Origin of the sequence: Ralstonia edaphi, from assembly GCF_958350185.1 — a bacterium.
Classification (GTDB): domain Bacteria; phylum Pseudomonadota; class Gammaproteobacteria; order Burkholderiales; family Burkholderiaceae; genus Ralstonia; species Ralstonia edaphi.
Genome location: NZ_CATWHI010000006.1, coordinates 132,636 through 152,659 on the forward strand (window position 1 = coordinate 132,636; position 20,024 = coordinate 152,659).

23 protein-coding genes are annotated in these 20,024 nt (G+C 64.3%); 8 read left to right on the forward strand and 15 right to left on the reverse strand.

All coding sequences use genetic code 11. The features are described from left to right. Positions 1-6 precede the first annotated feature (6 nt). The 3 genes from R2669_RS20860 to R2669_RS20870 are packed head-to-tail and all read right to left on the reverse strand — an operon-like array spanning position 7 to position 1,950. Complete coding sequence (locus R2669_RS20860) at positions 7-468, reverse strand: NUDIX hydrolase (RefSeq protein ID WP_316888238.1); 462 nt, start codon at positions 466-468, stop codon at positions 7-9. A gap of 1 nt (position 469) precedes the next feature. Next, the gene (locus R2669_RS20865; RefSeq protein WP_316888236.1) at positions 470-1,279 is read right to left on the reverse strand and encodes an ABC transporter permease; all 810 of its coding nucleotides are present in this window, start codon (positions 1,277-1,279) and stop codon (positions 470-472) included. Beyond that, a complete protein-coding gene (locus R2669_RS20870) occupies positions 1,276-1,950 on the reverse strand; it encodes an ABC transporter ATP-binding protein (RefSeq protein WP_316889205.1) in 675 nt (224 codons plus the stop codon). The genes R2669_RS20865 and R2669_RS20870 overlap by 4 nt, the downstream gene beginning before the upstream one ends. 310 nt (positions 1,951-2,260) lie before the next feature. On the opposite strand from R2669_RS20870, the gene R2669_RS20875 reads away from it, so the two are divergent. Continuing rightward, a complete protein-coding gene (locus tag R2669_RS20875) occupies positions 2,261-2,626 on the forward strand; it encodes a hypothetical protein (protein WP_316888235.1) in 366 nt (121 codons plus the stop codon). 72 nt (positions 2,627-2,698) lie between these two features. Here the strand turns inward: R2669_RS20875 and R2669_RS20880 are convergent, their stop codons facing one another. From R2669_RS20880 to R2669_RS20890, 3 genes are all read right to left on the reverse strand, one after another. After that, positions 2,699-3,226: a DUF3318 domain-containing protein gene (locus R2669_RS20880; RefSeq protein ID WP_316901906.1), complete on the reverse strand. Its 528-nt coding sequence runs from the start codon at positions 3,224-3,226 to the stop codon at positions 2,699-2,701. Further along, positions 3,223-3,600 (reverse strand): phage holin family protein, encoded by a 378-nt coding sequence (locus R2669_RS20885; RefSeq protein WP_147216989.1) that lies wholly within the window; start codon positions 3,598-3,600, stop codon positions 3,223-3,225. Before R2669_RS20885 ends, R2669_RS20880 begins: the two co-directional genes overlap by 4 nt. 143 nt (positions 3,601-3,743) lie before the next feature. After that, the gene (locus R2669_RS20890) at positions 3,744-4,070 is read right to left on the reverse strand and encodes an ElaB/YgaM/YqjD family protein (protein ID WP_004629476.1); all 327 of its coding nucleotides are present in this window, start codon (positions 4,068-4,070) and stop codon (positions 3,744-3,746) included. Positions 4,071-4,352: 282 nt separating this feature from the next. On the opposite strand from R2669_RS20890, the gene R2669_RS20895 reads away from it, so the two are divergent. After that, positions 4,353-4,991: a peroxiredoxin gene (locus R2669_RS20895; RefSeq protein WP_147216991.1), complete on the forward strand. Its 639-nt coding sequence runs from the start codon at positions 4,353-4,355 to the stop codon at positions 4,989-4,991. Positions 4,992-5,243: 252 nt separating this feature from the next. On the opposite strand, the gene R2669_RS20900 is transcribed toward R2669_RS20895, so the two are convergent. Together R2669_RS20900 and R2669_RS20905 are read right to left on the reverse strand one after the other, a co-directional pair. Then, positions 5,244-6,626, reverse strand: a complete 1,383-nt coding sequence (locus R2669_RS20900; RefSeq protein ID WP_430708833.1) for an NCS2 family permease — start codon at positions 6,624-6,626, stop codon at positions 5,244-5,246. A gap of 409 nt (positions 6,627-7,035) precedes the next feature. After that, positions 7,036-8,229 (reverse strand): acyl-CoA dehydrogenase, encoded by a 1,194-nt coding sequence (locus R2669_RS20905; RefSeq protein ID WP_316901907.1) that lies wholly within the window; start codon positions 8,227-8,229, stop codon positions 7,036-7,038. A 103-nt stretch (positions 8,230-8,332) separates the two neighbouring features. Here R2669_RS20905 and R2669_RS20910 point away from each other — a divergent pair, with 103 nt between their 5' ends. Next, positions 8,333-9,160 carry an IclR family transcriptional regulator gene (locus tag R2669_RS20910; protein WP_316888230.1) on the forward strand — a complete coding sequence of 276 codons (828 nt, stop codon included), beginning with the start codon at positions 8,333-8,335 and terminating at the stop codon, positions 9,158-9,160. Between the two features lie 285 nt (positions 9,161-9,445). Here the strand turns inward: R2669_RS20910 and kynA are convergent, their stop codons facing one another. Genes kynA through kynB form a run of 3 tightly spaced genes read right to left on the reverse strand, consistent with a single transcriptional unit; the run spans position 9,446 to position 12,261 of the window. Next, positions 9,446-10,330 carry a tryptophan 2,3-dioxygenase gene (gene kynA / locus R2669_RS20915; protein ID WP_316901908.1) on the reverse strand — a complete coding sequence of 295 codons (885 nt, stop codon included), beginning with the start codon at positions 10,328-10,330 and terminating at the stop codon, positions 9,446-9,448. Position 10,331: 1 nt separating this feature from the next. Then, positions 10,332-11,585 carry a kynureninase gene (gene kynU, locus R2669_RS20920; RefSeq protein WP_316901909.1) on the reverse strand — a complete coding sequence of 418 codons (1,254 nt, stop codon included), beginning with the start codon at positions 11,583-11,585 and terminating at the stop codon, positions 10,332-10,334. A gap of 46 nt (positions 11,586-11,631) precedes the next feature. After that, positions 11,632-12,261 carry an arylformamidase gene (kynB, locus tag R2669_RS20925; RefSeq protein WP_316874117.1) on the reverse strand — a complete coding sequence of 210 codons (630 nt, stop codon included), beginning with the start codon at positions 12,259-12,261 and terminating at the stop codon, positions 11,632-11,634. Positions 12,262-12,408: 147 nt separating this feature from the next. Between kynB and R2669_RS20930 the strand changes: the two genes are divergently transcribed. Both R2669_RS20930 and R2669_RS20935 read left to right on the forward strand, forming a co-directional pair. After that, positions 12,409-12,936: an Lrp/AsnC family transcriptional regulator gene (locus R2669_RS20930; protein ID WP_147218225.1), complete on the forward strand. Its 528-nt coding sequence runs from the start codon at positions 12,409-12,411 to the stop codon at positions 12,934-12,936. 88 nt (positions 12,937-13,024) lie between these two features. Next, positions 13,025-13,231, forward strand: coding sequence for a DUF3079 domain-containing protein (locus tag R2669_RS20935; protein WP_147218222.1), 207 nt, complete (start codon positions 13,025-13,027; stop codon positions 13,229-13,231). A gap of 12 nt (positions 13,232-13,243) precedes the next feature. Here R2669_RS20935 and R2669_RS20940 read toward each other — a convergent pair whose 3' ends face one another. Beyond that, positions 13,244-13,822, reverse strand: a complete 579-nt coding sequence (locus tag R2669_RS20940; RefSeq protein WP_147218219.1) for a flavin reductase family protein — start codon at positions 13,820-13,822, stop codon at positions 13,244-13,246. A 181-nt stretch (positions 13,823-14,003) separates the two neighbouring features. Between R2669_RS20940 and msrA the strand changes: the two genes are divergently transcribed. Next, complete coding sequence (gene msrA / locus R2669_RS20945) at positions 14,004-14,564, forward strand: peptide-methionine (S)-S-oxide reductase MsrA (protein ID WP_009238772.1); 561 nt, start codon at positions 14,004-14,006, stop codon at positions 14,562-14,564. Between the two features lie 15 nt (positions 14,565-14,579). On the opposite strand, the gene R2669_RS20950 is transcribed toward msrA, so the two are convergent. The 3 genes from R2669_RS20950 to pdxH form a co-directional block, all read right to left on the reverse strand. After that, entirely contained in the window at positions 14,580-15,665 is a 1,086-nt protein-coding gene (locus R2669_RS20950; RefSeq protein WP_316901910.1) for a DUF72 domain-containing protein, read from the reverse strand. Positions 15,666-15,669: 4 nt separating this feature from the next. Beyond that, the gene (locus R2669_RS20955; protein ID WP_316901911.1) at positions 15,670-16,890 is read right to left on the reverse strand and encodes a class I SAM-dependent methyltransferase; all 1,221 of its coding nucleotides are present in this window, start codon (positions 16,888-16,890) and stop codon (positions 15,670-15,672) included. Positions 16,891-17,082: 192 nt separating this feature from the next. Beyond that, the gene (pdxH, locus tag R2669_RS20960) at positions 17,083-17,721 is read right to left on the reverse strand and encodes a pyridoxamine 5'-phosphate oxidase (protein WP_316889202.1); all 639 of its coding nucleotides are present in this window, start codon (positions 17,719-17,721) and stop codon (positions 17,083-17,085) included. A 206-nt stretch (positions 17,722-17,927) separates the two neighbouring features. Between pdxH and R2669_RS20965 the strand changes: the two genes are divergently transcribed. Beyond that, positions 17,928-18,413, forward strand: a complete 486-nt coding sequence (locus R2669_RS20965) for a sugar dehydrogenase complex small subunit (RefSeq protein ID WP_316901912.1) — start codon at positions 17,928-17,930, stop codon at positions 18,411-18,413. Beyond that, a complete protein-coding gene (locus R2669_RS20970; protein WP_316901913.1) occupies positions 18,413-20,023 on the forward strand; it encodes a GMC family oxidoreductase in 1,611 nt (536 codons plus the stop codon). Before R2669_RS20965 ends, R2669_RS20970 begins: the two co-directional genes overlap by 1 nt. The last annotated feature ends 1 nt before the right edge of the window (position 20,024 follow it).

Sequence of the window (20,024 nt, forward strand, 5' to 3'; positions counted from 1 at the left end):
CTTCGTCTACAGCCCGGCCTCGGCGAGGCGGGCATCGATGCTCGCCAGCGTCAACGTCTGTGCAAACAGCCGCGCGAGCGATTGGCTCGCATACTTCGGCACCTCGTCCGCCGTGGCCCAGCGGTATGCGTCCATCTCGGGGATGAGTCGGCCGGTGTGATAGCTGTTGAACATCGATGTGCAGGTCAGCGTGTCGAGTGCGACTTCGGCGCGGCGCAGGCGTGCGGCGAACAGGTGCAACTCCTTGTCGCGGCGATACGGAAACCGGCCGAGTTCGATCAGGGCATGGCTCTCGAGCACGAGGCCGGTCTCCTCGCGTGTCTCGCGCAGGGCGGTGTCGCGATGGTCCTCGCCGGGGTCCGGCGCGCCCTTGGGGATGTCCCAGTGGCGCGTCTCGGTGGCGTGGGCGAGGAGCACTTCACCGTCTTCGTTGAGCAGCACGAGGCCGCAGGACAGGGCGATCGGCATGCTATTTGGCTCCGCGGCGTTGGGTGATGCGCGCCGTCAGCAATTGATGATTTGGACTGAACAGCCTGCGATAGGCCAGCAGCACGGCCACGACCGTCCCAAGCCCCGAAGATGCCGCCAGCAGGAACATGATGACGATCTGGTAGCGCACGGCCTCCAGTGGAGACTGCCCCGCCAGCACCTGGCCCGTCATCATGCCGGGCAAGCTCACCACGCCCACGACGGTCATCTGGTTGATGATCGGTGTCATGCCGGCGCGCACGGCGGTACGTGCTGCATCGCGCGCCGCTTCCCACCGCGTGCCGCCCAGCGCCAGGATGGTCTCTACCTGATCGCGCGTGGCAGTCAACTCGCCGGTCATGCGCTCCAGGGCCAGGCCCACGCCCGTGAGCGTATTCCCAAGAATCATTCCCATGATCGGGATGGCGTATTGCGGCTCGTACCATGGGCGCGCATGCAGGACGACCACCAGACCGATCGCGCCGATCAGCCACGTGCTGCCGAAGACTGACAACGTTCCGTCCAGCCGCAAGCCCGCATAGCTGCGCGCGCCGCGGCTGCCAGTGGCATGTCCGGCAATCAGCGTCATGACGGCCACGATGCCGAGCACCACCGCCCAATGCGCGTGGGCGAAGACCCATTCGAGCACGAAGCCTACCGCCAGCAATTGCACGACGGTGCGCACGGCCGCCCCCGCCAGGCGTCGCTCCAGCCCAAGCCCCAAGCTGATCGACAGCGCGCCGTTCACGAGGATCAGCGCGGCCGCAATGCCGACCTGCCAGGCGGAGAGCGAGAGGTCCTGCCCGCTCATCGGGCGGGCTCCGTGTCGAGCTTTCCGGCAACCATCTTCCAGTGCTGCCGGCCGATGCGCGCCGCTTGCGCCGGATCGTGCGTCACCCACATCCACGCATGCCGGTCTGGCGCCTGCGCAAACCAATGCTGCAGCAGCGCTTCAATCGCCCGCGCAGAGGCGGGGTCAAGAGCCGCCGTAGGCTCGTCGAGCAGTAGGACGGTCGGCCCTGTCTGCAGCGTGCGGACCAGCGCTGCGATCTGCGCTTCACCGCCGGAAAGATCGGCGGCGTTCTTGTCGAGAAAGGTCGCGTCGCGCTCCGCACCCGCAAGCAGGGCGATGGCGGCGTCGCGGTCGAAGCCCTTGCCGTGGCGCCGCACCCGCAGGTGATACGGCATGTGCAGGTTGTCTCCGACCGTACCGGGCAGAAGCGCGGGGCGCTGACGCACGTACGCCACGTGACACCGATAGGCGGGCACCGCGCGCGGGCTGATGACCTGACCATGCCATGTCACCTGCCCGTCATCGAGCGGATCGAGCAGCGCCAGCGCGCGCAGCAGCACGCTCTTGCCTGCGCCGGATGGCCCGGTCAGCGCGATCCGGTCGCCGGCCTGTACAGACAACGTGGCCGGTTCCAGTAGCGTGATACCGGTGCGTGCATCGCGGCGTTGGAGGCAGGTGGCGGCCAGCATGGTCGGACGAGTGTGTTGCGGAGGAAACGGCATCAATGCGCCGCTTTTATGCATTATGCATATGAGCGCCGGGCACAGGCATTCCTCCGTAATCGTAGGCGTGCGAGTGAACGCGCGCGCCACCTCCGCGTCGTGACGCCATCCGCGTGCCATGCGGAATGGCCCTTAGCCCAAACGTATCAGCCCGAATGCGCTCTCCAGTGGCCGATGTCAGACGAATCCGACATGCCATTCAGCGACGGGCGGCTCGCCATTTGCGCATACGGGGCATAGGATCGAAACATCACTAGAAGAAGCGATGGAGGGCGCGATGGAGACCGACAATGTGCAAGTTGCCCACCCGTGGTGGCAGCCGGGAGTCTTTGCATCTGCGCCGGCAATTTTCCTTTGGATCTGCGCTGAACTGCCTCCCGATATGCTCGGCGCCATTTTCCATGCGGGTACGTCGCCCGATTCCCTTCGGCATGTTGGGGACACGCTCTTCGTGATCGGCTGGAGCGCCAGCGGCGTGCTGATGTGGCAGGGCCGGCGGCGTGGCGTGCATGGCGCCGAGATGGCCGCGCAGCCGCTCCAAGCCGAGGCCAGCGCCGCTGGGCAACCGCACGGGCTCGCTGGATTGCGCCAGAGTGTGGCCCGCCGGTGGGAGCGTATGCGTCATCCGATCCCGCTGCACTGATATTGCGCCGCCGCAAACGAGAAAGGCCGGATCGTTCCGGCCTTTTTGCTGGGCATGTCGTTCTCAGGAAGTTCAGGAGGTGCTGCCCGGGATGATCTCGTCCGTATCCGTGCCAGACGCCGCCGTTGAAGGGCGCGCGTCTTTGCCTTGCGCTTCCTGCCATTTCTGGTAGCCCCACCAAGCGGCGCCGGCCACGATGCCCACCTTGCCGAGCTTGCGTGTGATCCGGCCGATCACGGTGCGGCGCAATGCTGCATACGCGAGCGACAGCGCGGTGCCGACCAGCGGATACTCGCGCGCAATACCTAGGGTTCGCATCAGACTGTTCGGCCGCGCCAGCGGGCGGATCACGCTCGGCAGCAACGCCCCGAGCCCGCCCAGGCTGAAGGTGCGGCTGGTAGCGCGATGTACATCGTTGCGGGCCTGGGCGTAGTCGTAGCGCTCCAACGCGGCGCGCGTCAGCAGCAATTCCTTGCGGACGCTCAACGGGAGACGGGTTTCAGCGCTGCGGCGAGACGGCCGCACATGATGTCGCGCGCTCGATGCGGGTTCGTTCACGGATGTGCTGGGCGACGGGGCATGTTGGGTCGAATCGGTCATCGGCGCAGGATCTCCCGGTCTTTGTCGATTTCGGCAAGCGTGGCCTCGAACAGGGGCGGTGCGTTGCGCAGCAGCGAGCGCACCTTCCACAGGCAGGCGGCCGCGCCCAGCGCATACAGCGCTGCCATCACGGCAAGAGACTGCCAGCGATATGTATCCCAGCAGAGAATGACCACCAGCGCGGTCAGCGTCATGATGGACAGGGCAATCAGGCTCACGGCCAGCATGCCCAGGAAGGCGGTGCCGAGCAGCCGTTCTTTTTCTTCAGCCAGCTCGACGCTCGCCAGCTCGAGCCGCGTCTGCAGCATCGAGACGACCGTGCCGGCCAGTTTCTTCATGGAAGCGAACAGCTTTGGGCTGGTGTCGTCGGTCATGAGGTATGGAAAGGGGGTGCGAGGCAGATGGCGTTTATTGCCAACACAGCACGCGCCATGCCCGGAATGGAACCGCCAAAATGCAACTGGCCGATGGCGCGATCCACACGGTGCGCGCCATCGGCCAGAAAGGGTGCTGCGGGTTACTTGCGATTGAGCAGCAGGCCGATCAGCAGGCCCACGCCGGCCGCGACGCCCACGGCTTGCCACGGATGATCGTGGACGTAGTCGTCGGTAGCGCGTGCGGCAGCCTTGCTCTTGTGGACGACCGCGTCTTGCAGGTCCTGCGCTTTTTCCTTGGCTTGGCGGAGCATGCCCATACCGCGCTCGCGCAGTTCCGCGGCTTTTTCGCCGCTGGTGGACGCAGCTTGTTTGAGCAGGGTTTCAGCGTCGGACAGAACAGTCTTCACGTCGGTCATCAGTTTCTCCTTATTGACGGAATCGGCCAGGTTGGGGGAAGTGTTTGTCATGGTCGGGTCCTCGGTGTCGGCGGGTAGTTCAATCGTCAATATGTCGACGCGCTTATTCGCTAGCATATGTGTGGGCGCCGCGAAACTTCAAGCGCTCGCGTCGCGCGCACTGCGATGGATCAAGGCTTTGGTCATTGTCCGGCAATGTGCGCACGTCTTCCACCCTGTTGCCAGCAAATGCCGCGCCTAATGACGAAAAGTGATGTTGTTGTGAATTTATAGTCGTTTTGGTTGGATGGCAATCTGGCTATAGTGGTTCCCAATCTGTGTATGGAGGACACGATGTCTCTACGTTTGGGCGATATCGCCCCTGATTTCGAGCAGGATTCCAGTGAAGGCCGCATCAAGTTCCATGAGTGGCTGGGCAATAGCTGGGGCGTGCTGTTTTCGCACCCGGCCGATTACACGCCGGTCTGCACCACCGAACTGGGCCTGACCGCCAAGCTGAAGGACGAATTTGCCAAGCGCAATGTCAAGGCGATTGCGCTGTCGGTCGATTCGGTCGAGTCGCACAAGGGCTGGATCAACGATATCAACGAGACGCAGAACACGAGCGTCAATTTCCCGATCATTGCCGACCCCGATCGCAAGGTCTCGCAGCTGTACGACATGATCCATCCGAATGCGAGCGAGACCTTTACGGTGCGCTCGCTGTTCGTGATCGATCCGAACAAGAAGATTCGCCTGACGATTACGTATCCGGCGTCGACGGGGCGCAATTTCAATGAAGTGCTGCGCGTGATCGACTCGCTGCAGTTGACCGACAACCACAGCGTCGCCACCCCCGGTAACTGGCAAGACGGCGACGACGTGGTCATCGTGCCGTCGTTGAAGGATGAGGAAGTCCTCAAGCAGAAATTCCCGAAGGGCTACAAGGCGGTGCGGCCGTATCTGCGCCTGACGCCGCAGCCCAACAAGTAACCGTCTCCTTGGTAGTGTGATTGCCGCCCGGCCTTGTGCCGGGCGTTTTTTGCGTTGGAAGCGGCTCAGGACCTTGCTGCGCGAGCCGATCCTGGCCCTGTGATGCCCGCCGTACCCATGGTCGGCTGCGCTTGTCGGACCGACCTCGGCCCGCTCGCTACGGATCCTGAACCGGTTCTCAGGCAAAACAAAACCGGCCAGCCCTTTCGGGTCTGGCCGGTTTGTCTTGTGTGAAGACGATTCGGTGTGCGATCAGATCGCCCAGCCGCCTGCGTAGAAGGCGACCAGCGCAGCCGCGATCGCCACGGTGCCGATGTTCAGCTTGCGCCATTCGCCGGCCACCACGCGGCCGATCACCAGCGTGCTGAAGCCCAGCATGATGCCGGTCACGATGTTGCAGGTCAGCACGATGAACACCGCGCAGACCAGGCCCGACAATGCGTCGACCATGTCGTCCATGTGCAGCTTGCTCACGCTCGAGAGCATCAGCAGGCCGACATACATCAGCGCCGGTGCCGTTGCGTACGACGGCACCAGACCCGCCAGCGGCGAAAAGAACATCACCGCCAGGAACATCACGCCGACCACGACGGCCGTCAGGCCAGTCTTGCCGCCGGCTGCCACGCCAACCGTCGACTCGATGTAGGCCGCCGCCGGCGCACCGCCGAAGAACGCCGAGAAGATCGAGCTGATCGAATCGGCCGTGAGGGCGCGGCCACCGTTGATGATGTGGCCCTTGTCGTTGAGCAGTCCGGCCTGGCCGGCGACCGCGCGGATCGTGCCGGTGGCATCGAACACAGCGGTCATCACGAGCGCCAGCACGCTGGGCAGCACGGCGGCCGTGAGTGCACCGCGAATATCCATTGCACCAATCAGCGAGGCGTGGCCGGCAGCGGCCAGCGACGGCAGGGCGAACACGCCGGTGAACTTCACGGCCGGGTCAAAGATCAGGCCCAGGATCGAAATGGCGATGATCACGATGAGGATGCCGCCCGGCACGCGGCGCCGTTCCATGCCGAAGATCGCGGCCAGGCCCAGCACCGACATCATCACCGGGAAGGCGGTAACGTGGCCCAGTGCAACGGGCAGGCCCTCACCGGCGTTCTTTACCACCAGGCCGACGTCGTTGGACGCGATCAGCAGCAGGAACAGGCCGATGCCGATGCCCGTGCCATGCGCCACGCCAGCAGGCAGATTGCGCAGGATCCACGAGCGCACGCCCGTGGCCGAGATCGCGGTGAAGACCACGCCCATCAGGAACACCGCGCCCAGGGCGATTTCGGGCGTCAGCTTTTGCCCAAGCACCAGGCCAAAGGCCATGAAGGCGGTCAGCGAAATTGCGCAGCCGATGGCGATCGGCAGCTTGGCCCACAAGCCCATCAACAGCGAGCCGAAGGCAGTGGTCAGACACACCGCAACGAACACGGCGCTGGTGTCAAAGCCGGCCTTGCCCAGCATGCCGGGCACGACGAACACCGCGTAGACCATCGCCATGAAGGTGGTGATGCCGGCCACGACCTCGCGCTTTTGCGTGCTGCCGCGTGCAGAAATCTGGAAATAGCGATCAATGGCACGCGCATCGGCGATGCCAGCGGCGCCAAGTTCCGTCGACGACGGAATGGACTGTTCAGCCATGGTGGGTTTGTCTCCTGGCAGGACTCCGCGCCGGCCGATCTTGGTCGTCCGCGTAGGGTGCCCTGTTCTGGTTTTGATATCGGTGCGGGCGCCTGCGTACATGCGCGGGCATTCTCCAGACCGTTGTCTCGCGATCGGTTTTGTCGCGTGGCGCTGCAATCTGCGTGTGGATCGCGCGCTCGTTCTATCGGTGTGAGGGGCGTGCGGCCCAACAATCCGCCGACACTTGGACGCAAGCATAGACGCGCGCTACTGCCGATTCATGCGGCGCGGCGTATCCCGGTCATTTGCAAATTGGTATATCGCGAGGGAGGAGAACAACGGTGCCCAGGACGGGCGAGGGATGCGGCCACGGGTGTGGCGAGTGGTGCACGAGTGTGCCCCAACTCGCCGGAAAAACAAAGCGCAATCAGAAGAAGGCCTGAATGCCGGTTTGTGCGCGGCCTAGGATCAGCGCGTGAATGTCGTGCGTGCCTTCGTACGTGTTCACCACTTCCAGATTCACCACGTGGCGGATCACGCCAAACTCGTCGGAGATGCCGTTGCCGCCCAGCATGTCGCGCGCCATGCGGGCGATGTCGAGCGACTTGCCGCAGGAGTTGCGCTTCATGATCGACGTGATTTCCACAGCGGCCGTGCCTTCGTCTTTCATGCGGCCCAGGCGCAGGCAGCCTTGCAGGCCGAGCGTGATTTCGGTCTGCATGTCGGCCAGCTTTTTCTGGACGAGCTGATTGGCGGCGAGCGGGCGGCCGAACTGCTTGCGATCCAGCACGTACTGGCGTGCGATGTGCCAGCAGGCCTCCGCTGCGCCCAGCGCGCCCCACGCGATGCCGTAGCGAGCAGAGTTCAGGCACGTGAACGGGCCCTTCAGGCCGCGCACGCCCGGCATCAGGTTTTCTTCCGGCACGAACACTTCGTCCAGCACGATTTCACCGGTGATCGACGTACGCAGGCCGACCTTGCCGTGGATAGCGGGCGCCGTCAGTCCCTTCCAGCCTTTCTCCAGGATGAAGCCGCGGATTTCATCCTCGCCGTTGTCGTTCGGCAGCTTGCCCCACACGACAAACACGTCGGCGATGGGCGAATTGGTGATCCACATCTTGGCGCCCGACAGCGAATAGCCGCCGTCGACCTTCTTTGCGCGCGTCACCATCGACGCCGGGTCGGAGCCGTGGTTCGGCTCAGTGAGCCCGAAGCAGCCGATCCACTCGCCCTTGGCCAGCTTGGGCAGGTACTTCTGCTTTTGCGCCTCGCTGCCGAATTCGTAGATCGGCACCATCACCAGCGACGACTGCACGCTCATCATCGAGCGATAGCCTGAATCCACCCGTTCGACTTCCCGCGCAATCAGGCCGTAGCTGACGTAGTTGAGGCCCGGGCCGCCGTACTGTTCGGGAATCGTCGGACCCAGCAGGCCCAGCTCGCCCATCTCGCGAAAGATCGACGCATCGGTCTTCTCATGCCGGAACGACTCCAGCACGCGCGGCATCAGCTTGTCCTGGCAGTACGACGCGGCGGCGTCGCGCACCATGCGCTCGTCGTCGGTCAGTTGTTGGTCGAGCAGCAGAGGGTCAGCCCAGTTGAAAGCGTTGCGAGCAGTCACAGCGGTGGTCTCCGAGTCTTTGTTGTTCCGATATACGGAACACAGTTTCGAAATTTAGGGCTATCATAGCGCAACCACCGACGATTTCCAGGGCTTTTTTGCCATGAGCACGACCCGTCTCCCCGATCCCGAATTCGACACCGCGCCCGCTGAGTCGAGCGATCCGAATTTCGTCACGGCGTTGGCGCGCGGGCTCGAACTGCTGCGCGCATTCCGCCCTGGCGACACGTTGCTCGGCAACCAGGAATTCGTCCGGCGCACGGGCTTCCCCAAAGCCACCGTCAGCCGGTTGGCCGGCACGCTGGTGTCGCTCGGCTACCTGCGTTACGACGACGCGCTCGGCAAGTACGGACTCGACGCCGGCGTGCTCGCCCTCGGATTTGCCTATCTGGCCTCGAGCGATGTGATCCAGCTCGCGCGTCCACACATGAGCGCGTTTGCACAGCGCTTTGGCGTGTCGATCTCGCTCGGTAAGCGTGATCGGCTGGACATGGTCTATCTGGAGACGATCCGCCACGACAGCCCGTCGATGAGCGGCTCGTCGGGCTTGGGCGTGGGCTCGCGGCTGTCGCTGCTGTCGAGTTCGATGGGGCGGGCGTATCTGGCTTCGTTGCCCGTAGCGCGGCGTGAGCGCCTCTACGAAGCATTGCGCACGCAGCAGCCTGCGCAATGGGCGGCGGAAGGCGCTGCCGCAGACGACGCAGTGAAAGCCGGCGTACGCAACGGCTACGCCGTGTCGCTGCGCGACTGGCATCCTGCCATCCACGCATGCGCAGTCGCCTTCTTCGCACCAAGCCAGCGCGAGCCGTATGTCGTGAGTTGCAGCGCGCCGTACACGGCCGCCGATGCAGAGCGGATCCGCGACGAACTGGCCCCCGCGCTGCGGGAGTTCGCGGCACGGCTAGGCCAAGTGGTCGAGCCCGCCGCGTAGGCCGCTCAGAGATTCCCCGGAAATTGTTTTGCCACCAGCGCCGGCGTCCAGACGGTTTGGCCGTTGATGCCCTAGATGGCGCCTTGAATTTCTGTTGCAGGGAGGAAAAAGGAAGGGAAACTGTCTGAGCGAAGCGAGTTTTTCCCTTCCCCTCTCTGCGACATAAATTCAAGGAATCTTTCGCCATCTCGGGCGCGCCTTTCTTTGCCTACCTTTCTTTGGCAAGACAAAGAAAGTAGGTCGGCCCCGGCAGGGGACGAAACAAGAGATGGACCACAGCCAAAATCAAAGATCCGTCCGCAACTTCCAAAGCTCCGGAAACAACACCACATCCAGCATCTTCCGCAGGTAACCGACGCCCTCGGTGCCGCCCGTGCCACGCTTGAAGCCAATCACGCGCTCCACCGTAGTCACATGCCGGAATCGCCATTGCCGGAACGCGTCTTCCAGATCGACGAACTTCTCGGCCAGTTCGTACAGCTCCCAGTGGTGCGTCGGGTCCCGATAGACCTCGAGCCACGCCGCTTCCACCGAGGCGTTGTAAGTCACCGGCCGCGACCAGTCACGCTCGATGCAATCCGCGTCGAATGCAAAGCCGTGACGCGCCATGTAGCGCACCGCCTCGTCATACAGCGACGGCGTTTCCAGCGCAGTCTTGACCTGTTCGTAATGCTCGGTGCGATGTGCGTGCGGCTTGAGCATCGCCGCGTTCTTGTTGCCGAGGATGAATTCGATCTCGCGGTACTGATACGACTGGAAGCCTGACGATTGCCCCAGGTGCGGACGCATGGCGGAGTATTCCGGCGGCGTCATCGTGGCGAGCACGTTCCACGCCTGCACCAGCTGATCCATGATGCGCGACACACGCGCCAGCATCTTGAACGCAGGCGGCAGGTTGTCATTGCGCACGCAATCCCGTGCGGCGCGCAGTTCGTGCAGCATCAGCTTCATCCACAGCTCGGTGGTCTGATGCTGGACGATGAACAGCATCTCGTTGTGATCTGGCGAGCGCGGGTGTTGCGCGTTCAGGATCTGATCGAGCGCGAGGTAGTCGCCGTAGCTCATCGATTTCGAGAAATCGAGCTGGGCGTCGTGCCAGCCTTCGCCCTGGGCGGCATGCATGGGGCAGCCCGATGCTGCGGGCTTGGTCGGTTCAATCGGGTTCGACATCTCAGGTCACCAGCGTACGTTCGTTGAATTGGGCCGATTGCCATGCGCCGGTTTCCAGCACATCGCGCAGAATTTCCACCGCATCCCACACATCGGCAAAGCTCGTGTACAGCGGCGTGAAACCGAAGCGCATGATGCGCGGCTCGCGGTAGTCACCGATCACGCCGCGCGCGATCAGTGCCTGCACCACGGCATAGCCGTTGGGGTGTTCGTAGCTGACGTGGCTGCCGCGGACGGCGTGGTCGCGCGGCGTGACGAGCGTGAGCGGAAAGCCTGCACAGCGCGTTTCCACCAGCGTGATGAAGAGGTCGGTGAGCGCAAGCGATTTGGCGCGCAGGGCGGCCATCGACGTCTGCGCGAAGATGTCGAGCCCGCATTCCACCATTGCCATCGACGTGATCGGCTGCGTGCCGCACAGGAAGCGGCCGATGCCGGCGTCAGCGTCGTAGCGGGACTCCATCGCGAACGGCCGCGCATGGCCCCACCAGCCCGACAGCGGCTGCCAGAAGCGCTCGCGCAGCGCAGGCGCCACCCACACGAAGGCGGGCGAACCGGGGCCGCCGTTCAGGTATTTGTAGGTGCAGCCGATGGCGTAATCCGCGCCGCCAGCGTGCAGGTCGACGGGCACGGCGCCGGCCGAATGCGCCAGATCCCAGATGGCCAGCGCGCCGTGCTGGTGCGCCAGCGCCGAGACGGCCGCCATGTCGTACATGTGCCCGCTTTTGTAGTTCACGTGCGTCAGCATCGTGACGGCGACGTCGTCGCCCAGCGCGCCTTCCAGTTCTTCCGGCGAGTCGATCAGGCGCAGTTTGTAGCCGTCGCGCAGCAGGTCGGCCAGTCCTTCAGCGATGTACAGATCGGTCGGGAAATTATGCGTTTCCGACACGATGATCTTGCGGGCGGGCGCGTCTTCACGCTGCACGCGAATCGCGGCGGCCAGCACCTTGAAGAGATTGATCGACGTGGTGTCGGTAACGACGACTTCGTCTTCGCGTGCACCAATCAGCGGGGCAAGCTTGTTGCCAAGACGGCGCGGCAGCTCGAACCAGCCAGCCTGGTTCCAGCTGCGGATCAGGCCGTCGCCCCATTCGTTGGCGACGACTTCCTGCGCCCGGGCGAGCGCGGCTTTCGGACGGGCGCCCAGCGAGTTGCCGTCGAGATAAATCACGCCGTCGGGCAGCGCAAAGGCGTCGCGCAGCGGAGCGATCGGATCGGTCGCGTCGCGTTCGAGGCAGGAGTTGCGGGTGATGGTCATGTGAATGCCGGGTGAAAAAGGGTGGGTGTTCTGTCGTTTGTGTCGATCAGGGCAGGCTGCGCAGCACGGCGCGCACGGGGCTCGCATCGAGGGTGGCGAACTTGAGAGGCAGCGCGATCAATTCGTAATCGCCGGCGGGCACGTCGTCGAGCACGAGCCCTTCGAGGATGGCGAGGCCGTGTTTGCCGACGGCGTGGTGGGCGTCCATGGTCTTGGAGGTCTGCGGGTCGAGCGAGGCGGTGTCGACGCCGATGAGCTTGACGCCGTGCGCGGCCAGCAACGCGATCGTCTCGGGAGCGACGGCGGCAAAGTCGTCGTCCCACGCGGTCTGCGGCATCTGTGCGTACGTGCGCAGCAACACGCGCGGCGGTGCGTTGGTCAATGCATCGCGCACGTGTTCCGGTTCGACGCGCGCTACACCTATGCAGTGGATGACACGGCACGGGCCCAGGTAGGCGTCCAGCGGCACCTGGCCGATGGCAGCGCCGTCCGCGCGGTAGTGCAGCGGCGCATCGGCATGGGCACCCGTGTGCGGCGAGAGCGTGATGCGTCCGACGTTGACCGGGCAGTCACCTTCGAGCTTCCACGCAATTTCCTGCGAAAACGGCGTGTCGCCCGGCCACGTCGGTGTGGCAGGCGAAAGGGCGGGGCTGATATCCCACAAAGTGCGTTCCAAGGCGGCTCCAGGGCAGAAATTCGGTGAATCCGTGCCGAAATGATAGGGAAAACCACGCGCAATGGGTTTGCATAATCGTGCGCGCTATCTCAATGAATTCGAATAAAATGCGACGTATCAAAGAGATCACGCAAAGAACAACGACAGATGCAACTCGATACCACCGATCTGCGCATTCTCCAGGTTTTGCAGGAAGACGGCCGAATCAGCAACCAGGATTTGGCCGAGCGCGTGGCGCTATCGCCGTCGGCCTGCCTGCGGCGTGTGCGGATGCTCGAGGAGGGGGGGGCCATCACGGGGTATCGGGCGCAACTGGGCCGGGCGGCGCTCGGGCTGGAGCTGGAAGCGATCGTGCAGGTGTCGATGCGCCAAGACGTGACGGGTTGGCACGAGACGTTCATGGCTGCCGTGCAGAGTTGGCCGGAGATCGTGTCCGCCTACATCATCACGGGGGATTGCAACTACATCCTGCGCGTGCAGGCGCCCAACCTTCAGCACTACTCAGAATTCATCATTGAGCGGCTGTACAAGACGCCCGGCGTGATGGATATCCGCTCGAATATCGTCCTGCGCACCATCAAGGACCGCGACGGCGGCTTGGCGCTGCTGATGGAAGCGCGTGGCGTGCGCCCGCTCGAAGGCGCGGCGACCGGCAAGCGTGCGAAAGCAAAGTAGAAAACAGCGCCGGACTTTCTGACGAGAATCAATCCCCTACAGAAAGCATGCGCGGATAGTGGCCCCATGTTGTCGACCGGAGCGGGCCATGGCCAAGAAGTTTCCGCTGCATCCTGTGCACCCCGAGCGCATCTGCTGGGGCTGCGACAAGTATTGCTCTACCGACGCCCTGGGCTGCGGCAACGGCTCGGGCCGCACGCAGCACCCCGCCGAGCTGCTCGGTGACGACTGGTATGAATTCGGGGATTGGGGGATCGACGCGGAAGCACCGCAGAAGCCCGGCGCGGCCGCGTGAGATGGCCGACTGTCAGTCGCCGATGTGCGTGAGCGACGAGAACGCGCCGCGATGGAAGACCAGCGGCGCGCCATCCGCGTCGATCACGCCGCAGCGCTCGACTTCACCGACGAAGATGACGTGATCGCCCTCGTCATATCGGCTTCGGTTGTGGCACTCGAACCAGGCCAGGGACTGCGCGAGGATTGGCAGGCCCGTGGGGCTCAGGCGGTAGTCGATATTGGCAAAGCGGTCGCCCTTGAGGGTGGCGAAGCGCTTGCACAAGTCCAACTGTTCGGCTGCCAGGATATTGATGACGTAGTGCGAGCCGGCGTGGAACAGCGGAAATGAATTCGCTTGCGTGCCCAGGCTCCACAGCACCAGCGGCGGATCCAGCGACACCGAATTGAACGAGCTGGCCGTCACCCCGACGAACGCCGGTGTACCCGGCCGGCCCTCGGAGCGTGTGGTGACCACCGTCACGCCAGTGGCAAACTGGGACAGCGCGTGCCGGAAATGCGCGGCGTCGAAATCGGGCGGGGTGGCGCGGCCATGTGGGCGTCGATGTGCCGACGCCTCGCGCGCGGGGGATTCCGGGGCGCGCGCATCCATGGGAATGGCTCCGTGTTGGTCCATGAAAACTACCGAAAGTAATGCTCAATTGTAACGGACGCCTGATAGGCCGCGCCGGGGTAGGGCTTTGCGTGATTCTGCAGCCACTTGGTGGCGCCTGTGTCAGGATGGGCGTCTTCGGCCGACCAATGGCAGCCCAATCAATTGCAGGAGAATCCGAATGACTGAACAACGCGCCCTTGAAACCGCCGTCCTGGGCGGAGGTTGCTTCTGGTGCCTGGAGGCCGTCTTCCAGCAGGTGCAAGGCGTGCAGAGCGTGGTGTCCGGCTATGCCGGCGGCCATGTCGATCGCCCGAGTTACCGCGCCGTTTGCAACGGCAATACCGGTCACGCTGAAGTCGTGGCGGTGAAGTTCGACCCGGCCGTGATTCCGTATCGCGAGATTCTGGACATCTTCTTCGCTATTCACGATCCGACCACCGTGGACCGCCAGGGCAACGATGTCGGCCCGCAATACCGCTCGGCCATCTTTGCGCAAACGCCCGAGCAGTTGGCGACGGCGCGCACGGCCATTGCCGAACTGGGCGCCAGCGACATTTTTGAAGCGCCCATCGTGACGGAGCTGGTGGATGCCGCTGACGGCAAGGTGACGTTCTGGCGCGCCGAGGACGAGCACCAGAACTACTTCCGCGACCACCCGGCGCAAGGCTACTGCGCGTTCGTCATCTCGCCCAAGGTGGCGAAGTTCCGCAAGCAGTTCGCGCACCGCTTGCAGGGCTAGGAGAGTGGGCTGGGGCTACGCTGGGTCCGCCGGCAGGCGCGCGGCAATGGCCTCGGCGAGTTTGATGCACGACAGCGGGGACGATCCTTCCGCCTTGTTGCTCACCAGGATCGTCACCTTGCGCCCGGCCGCCAGCGCGGCGACGGCCATGTCGGCCAGCGTCTCGCGCGAGAACGGGTCTTCATCAACTAGCTTGTTGAACGGTTTGTACGCCGCTTCGGCTTGTGCGTAGCGATAGCGGCTGTTCAGGTTCCAGCGCACCACCAGCGGGCCGCCCGCGCCTTCATCCAGCAACGCAACGGCCGCGGCTTGCCGGTCCACCGCCGGCATCCGCTCATGCAGGCCGACGCAATAACGCACGCCTGCGGCGCGCAGCATCTTGATGAAGCGCGGCGTGAGCAGCGTGGCGTCGCGCAATTCCACCGTGTAGACGGCGTCGGGATTGAGTTGCGGATCGAGTGGCGGCAACGCGGCCAGGAACGCCTCGAGCCGTTCCACAAAGCCGGCCGCATCTTCGGCCAGCGCGCCCAGTGGCGAGAGCTGAAACACCAGCGGCCCGCACCGCGTTCCCAGCCCGCGAGTGGCGGGCTCGACAAAATCGCGGACGGCAAATTCAGCATTCAGGAAGGCGGGATTGGCCATGCGGCCGCGCCCGTCCGATTCCCGAATCCACGCGTCGCATACCGCGGAGGTCGCCTTGACTGCAAAGCGGAAGTCTTCCGGCACGCTGGCCGCATAAGCGACGTAGTCCGCCAGCGGGATCGGCGAGTAGAACCCGCGATCGATGCTGACCGTGCGCAGCAGCGGGTGCTGGGCATACGCCGCCAGGCCTTTGCGCGCGAGCATCGAATCGGAGTATTCGCCCGCATACACCAGCCCGTCCCAGCCCGGATACGACCACGACGAAGTGCCGATGCGCAGGTCGCGCGGCAAGCGCTGCGCGAGTGCAGCCACATCGGGCGCAATCACGGCCGGCTGCACGCCCTGTCGCGCGGGCGAGCGTTTGGGTTTCGGGGCGGGGGTGCCGGGTTCGGCGGTCGCGTTGTCGCTTGGGGCGGGCGGCGCGCCGAACAGATCGTCGATGGGAGCGCTGTGGGTCAAATGGTTACGCGTAGATATAGCGGCGCGACCACGGGATCGACGCCGCCGACTTGCCGGCCTTCTGCAGCACGGTCTGGAAGATGGAGATTTCGTCGGCGTCGAAAGCGTGTGCGCAGCCGGCCAGGTAGACGCGCCAGATGCGGTATTTCTTCTCGCCCACCATCGCGCGGATGGTATCGCCGTTGGTCTCGAAACGCTCGGCCCAGTGCTCGAGCGTGCGCGCATAGTGGCGGCGCAGGCTTTCGACGTCAAGCGCTTCCAGGCCGCCAACCTGCGCGGCGCTCAGTGCCAGCGAGATGTGCGGCAGCTCGCCTTGCGGAAAGACGTAGCGGTCGATGAAATCGCCGCCGCCCATCGAGCTTTCGCCGCCGGCCGGATCGGACGACGTGATGCCGTGGTTCATGGCGATGCCGTCGTCGGCCAACAGGTCGTGCATGCGGCGGAAATACCCCGGCAGGTTCTTGCGACCGACGTGCTCGAACATGCCGACGCTCGTGATGCGATCGAACTTGCCGGTGAGGTCGCGGTAGTCCTGGATACGGATTTCGATCTGGTCTTGCAGGCCGGCCGCGCGCACGCGTTCGGTGGCGAGGTCGTACTGGTTTTGCGACAGCGTCACGCCCAGGCAGCGGGCGCCGTACTTTTGCGCGGCGCGCAGCACCAGCGCGCCCCAGCCGCAGCCGATGTCGAGCAGCGTCTGCCCGGGCTGCAGGCGGATCTTCGTGAGAATGTGGTCGATCTTCTTGAGCTGCGCCTCGTCGAGCGTTTCATCGCCGTTTTCGAAGTAGGCGCAGGAGTAGACCATGTTATGGTCCAGCCACAGCTTGTAGAAGTCGTTGGAAACGTCGTAGTGGTACTGGATCGATTCCTTGTCGCCTTCCTTCGTGTGTGCAAAGTGGCGCACCACGCGGGCCAGCGCATTGCCGCTGCTGACCGCAGCAGCAGAAGCGAGGCTGTAGCCCACGTTGATGATGTCGGCCAACTTACCGTCCAGGTCGATCTTCTCCTGAACGTAGGCTTCGCCGAGATTGTTGAGGGTCGGGGAAAGCAGCAGCGGCAGGGCGCTCGCTTCGCGCACGGTGAGCGTGACGCGGGGCTGCTCGAAGCGGCCCAGTTCGTATTGGTCACCGTTCCATAACCGCAGGCGTACAGGAAGGTTGGCAGACTCGCGGATGTCGTGGATCCACTGCTCGAGTTTGCGGTCAATCGCCTGTTGGAAAAACATGTCGACGCCTCCCTGATCAGCAAAAGTTCGGGACGGCCATCGGATTGCGGCCCGAACGGATCACATTAGCTTACGACAAACTTTCCCATTGTGCTGTGCGGGTCTTAGGGGGCGCGTGCCGGGCCGATCCTTTCGCAGCAAGCGCCGTGCCGGCATGACGCGATGCGCAATAACGTATTGCGCATCCGCCCTCTACGGGGCGAGTCGGACGATCGTCCAGCTGCCGTCAGCCTGTTTCCGGTACTCCAGCCGGTCGTGCAGGCGCGAGGGGCGGCCTTGCCAGAATTCCAGCCGCTCGGGCAGCAGACGGTAGCCGCCCCAGTGGGGCGGGCGCGGCGGGGCGTCGCCAAAGCGCTGGCGATATTCGGCTTCGCGGGCCTCCAGCGTGGCGCGGTCGGGCACTTCGCTGCTTTGTTCCGATGCCCACGCCCCCAGGCGGGAGCCCAGCGGGCGCGAGTGGTAATAGGCGTCGCTCTCTGCGTCGCTCACTTTTTCGACGATGCCCTGGACGCGCACTTGCCGCTCCAGCCCGATCCAATGAAACAGCAGCGCCGCGCGGGGGTTGGCGGCCAGTTCTTCGCCCTTGTGGCTGGCGTAGTTCGTGAAGAAGGTGAAGCCGCGTTCGTCCAGGTTCTTGAGCAGAACGATGCGGGCCGAGGGCTGGCCATGCGGGTCGACGGTGGCGAGCGTCATGGCGTTGACTTCGGCCACCTCTGCCTTCAGGGCCTCGTCGAACCAGCGGCGGAACTGGCGCAGGGGGTTGGCGTCGACGTCGGCGAGGTCGAGCGAAGCGCGGGCGTAATCGGTGCGGATATCGGCAATGGAGGTCATGAGCGTGGCGATGCGGCGTGCGAACGGGCCGAGTATAGACAAACACCGCCCGCCGTTATTTGCTTGCGCGCAAAGGGGGCTGGCACGGTTTGCGCTTGGGGCGGGGTGCTGGCGATCTGTCGTGCGCCGCCTATATTGGCTAGTCAAGGGCGTCAGGCTGGCGGCGCCTCCCCCCTTCCTCACAAAAATTTCAACAGGATGTCGAAATGGCCCCCCGTTCCCATTTTCCCGACACCACCGCCGGCCTGACGCGTCGCCAGTGGCTGCAGGGCGCGTTGGCGCTGGCTGCGGCCGGGCTGGCGGGCTCGCAGGTGCTGCGCGCGGTGGCCCAGGCGCCCACTGAATCGCTCGATGCCTTCATGGCGTTGTCACAGGCGCTGACGGCTCGGCCGGCGCTCGATCGCGGCGTCGGCACGCGGTTGCTGGCGGCACTGGGCAAATCCAGCGCCGACTTTGCCGCGCAATTGCGGCCGCTTGCGCAGGCATTGGCGGCCGGCTCGCTGTCCGATACGCAGCAGAAGACGGCGCTGCAGATCTTGGAAGCGTGGTACCTCGGTGTGGTCGACGGCAATGTCGTCACGTACGAGCAGGCGCTGATGTACAGCGTGGTCTCAGACTCGCTCGTTATCCGCACGTATTGCCCCAACCAGCCCGGCTTCTGGGCCGAGCCCCCTGTCGAGAGGCAAGCCTGATGGCCGATACCCAACAAGCCGATATCGTGGTGGTGGGCTCCGGCGTGGCCGGGGCGCTGGTGGCGTACGAACTTGCGCGCGCGGGCAAGTCGGTGCTGATGCTCGAAGCCGGCCCGCGCCTGCCGCGCTGGGAGATCGTCGAGCGCTTCCGCAACCAGGCCGACAAGATGGATTTCATGGCGCCATATCCGTCAACGCCATGGGCGCCGCATCCGGAATATGGCCCGCCCAACAACTACCTCGTGCTCAAGGGCGAGCATCAGTTCAACTCGCAATACATCCGCGCGGTGGGCGGCACGACGTGGCACTGGGCCGCATCGACGTGGCGCTTCCTGCCGAACGATTTCAAGCTGCGCAGCGTGTACGGCATCGCGCGCGACTGGCCGATCCAGTATCAGGATCTTGAGCGCTATTACGGCCTGGCTGAGGAGGCCCTGGGCGTGTGGGGCCCGAACGACGAAGACCTCGGCTCGCCGCGCAGCCAGCCGTATCCCATGGCGCCGCTTCCGCTCTCGTTCAATGAACGCACGATCAAGGATGCACTCAACGCGCACGACGCGAGCTTCCACGTGGTGACCGAGCCGGTGGCGCGCAACAGCCGTCCGTACGACGGCCGCCCGACCTGCTGCGGCAACAACAACTGCATGCCGATCTGCCCGATCGGTGCGATGTACAACGGCATCGTGCACGTAAAGAAAGCCGAGCAGGGCGGCGCGCGGCTGATCGAGAACGCCGTGGTCTTCAAGCTCGAGGTCGGCCCCAACAAGCGCATCGTGGCGGCGCGCTACAAAGACGCGAAAGGCGCCGAGCACCGCGTGGAAGGCAAGTGGTTCGTGCTGGCCGCCAACGGCATCGAAACGCCCAAGCTGATGCTGATGTCGACCAGCCAGGATTTTCCGAAGGGCGTCGGCAACAGTTCGGACATGGTCGGGCGCAACCTGATGGACCACCCGGGCACCGGCGTGAGCTTCTACGCCGACCGTAAATTGTGGCCGGGGCGCGGGCCGCAGGAAATGACCTCGCTGATCGGCTTTCGTGACGGCCCGTTCCGCGCCACGCAGGCCGGCAAGAAGCTGCACCTGTCCAACATCTCGCGCATCGAGCAGGAGACGCAGCGCATCTTCAAGGAAGGCAAGCTCATCAAGCCCGCCGAACTGGATGCGCGCATCCGCGACCAAGCCGCGCGCTATGTGCAGTTCGACAGTTTCCACGAGATCCTGCCGCTGCCGGAAAACCGCATCGTGCCGAGCGCGACGGAGGTCGACGCCATCGGCATTCCGCGCCCGGAGATCACGTACCACATCGACGATTACGTCAAACGCAGCGCCGTGCATACACGCGAGGTCTACGCAACGGCAGCGCAGGTGATGGGCGGGACCAATGTCGAATTTCACGACGACTTCGCGCCCAACAATCACATCACCGGCGCAACGATCATGGGTGCCGATCCGAAAGATTCCGTGGTCGACAAGGATTGCCGGACGTTTGACCACCCGAATCTGTTCATCAGCAGCAGTTCGACCATGCCGACGGTGGGCACCGTCAACGTGACGCTGACCATCGCGGCGCTGGCGTTGCGGATCGCCGATCAACTGAAGAAGGAGGCGTGAG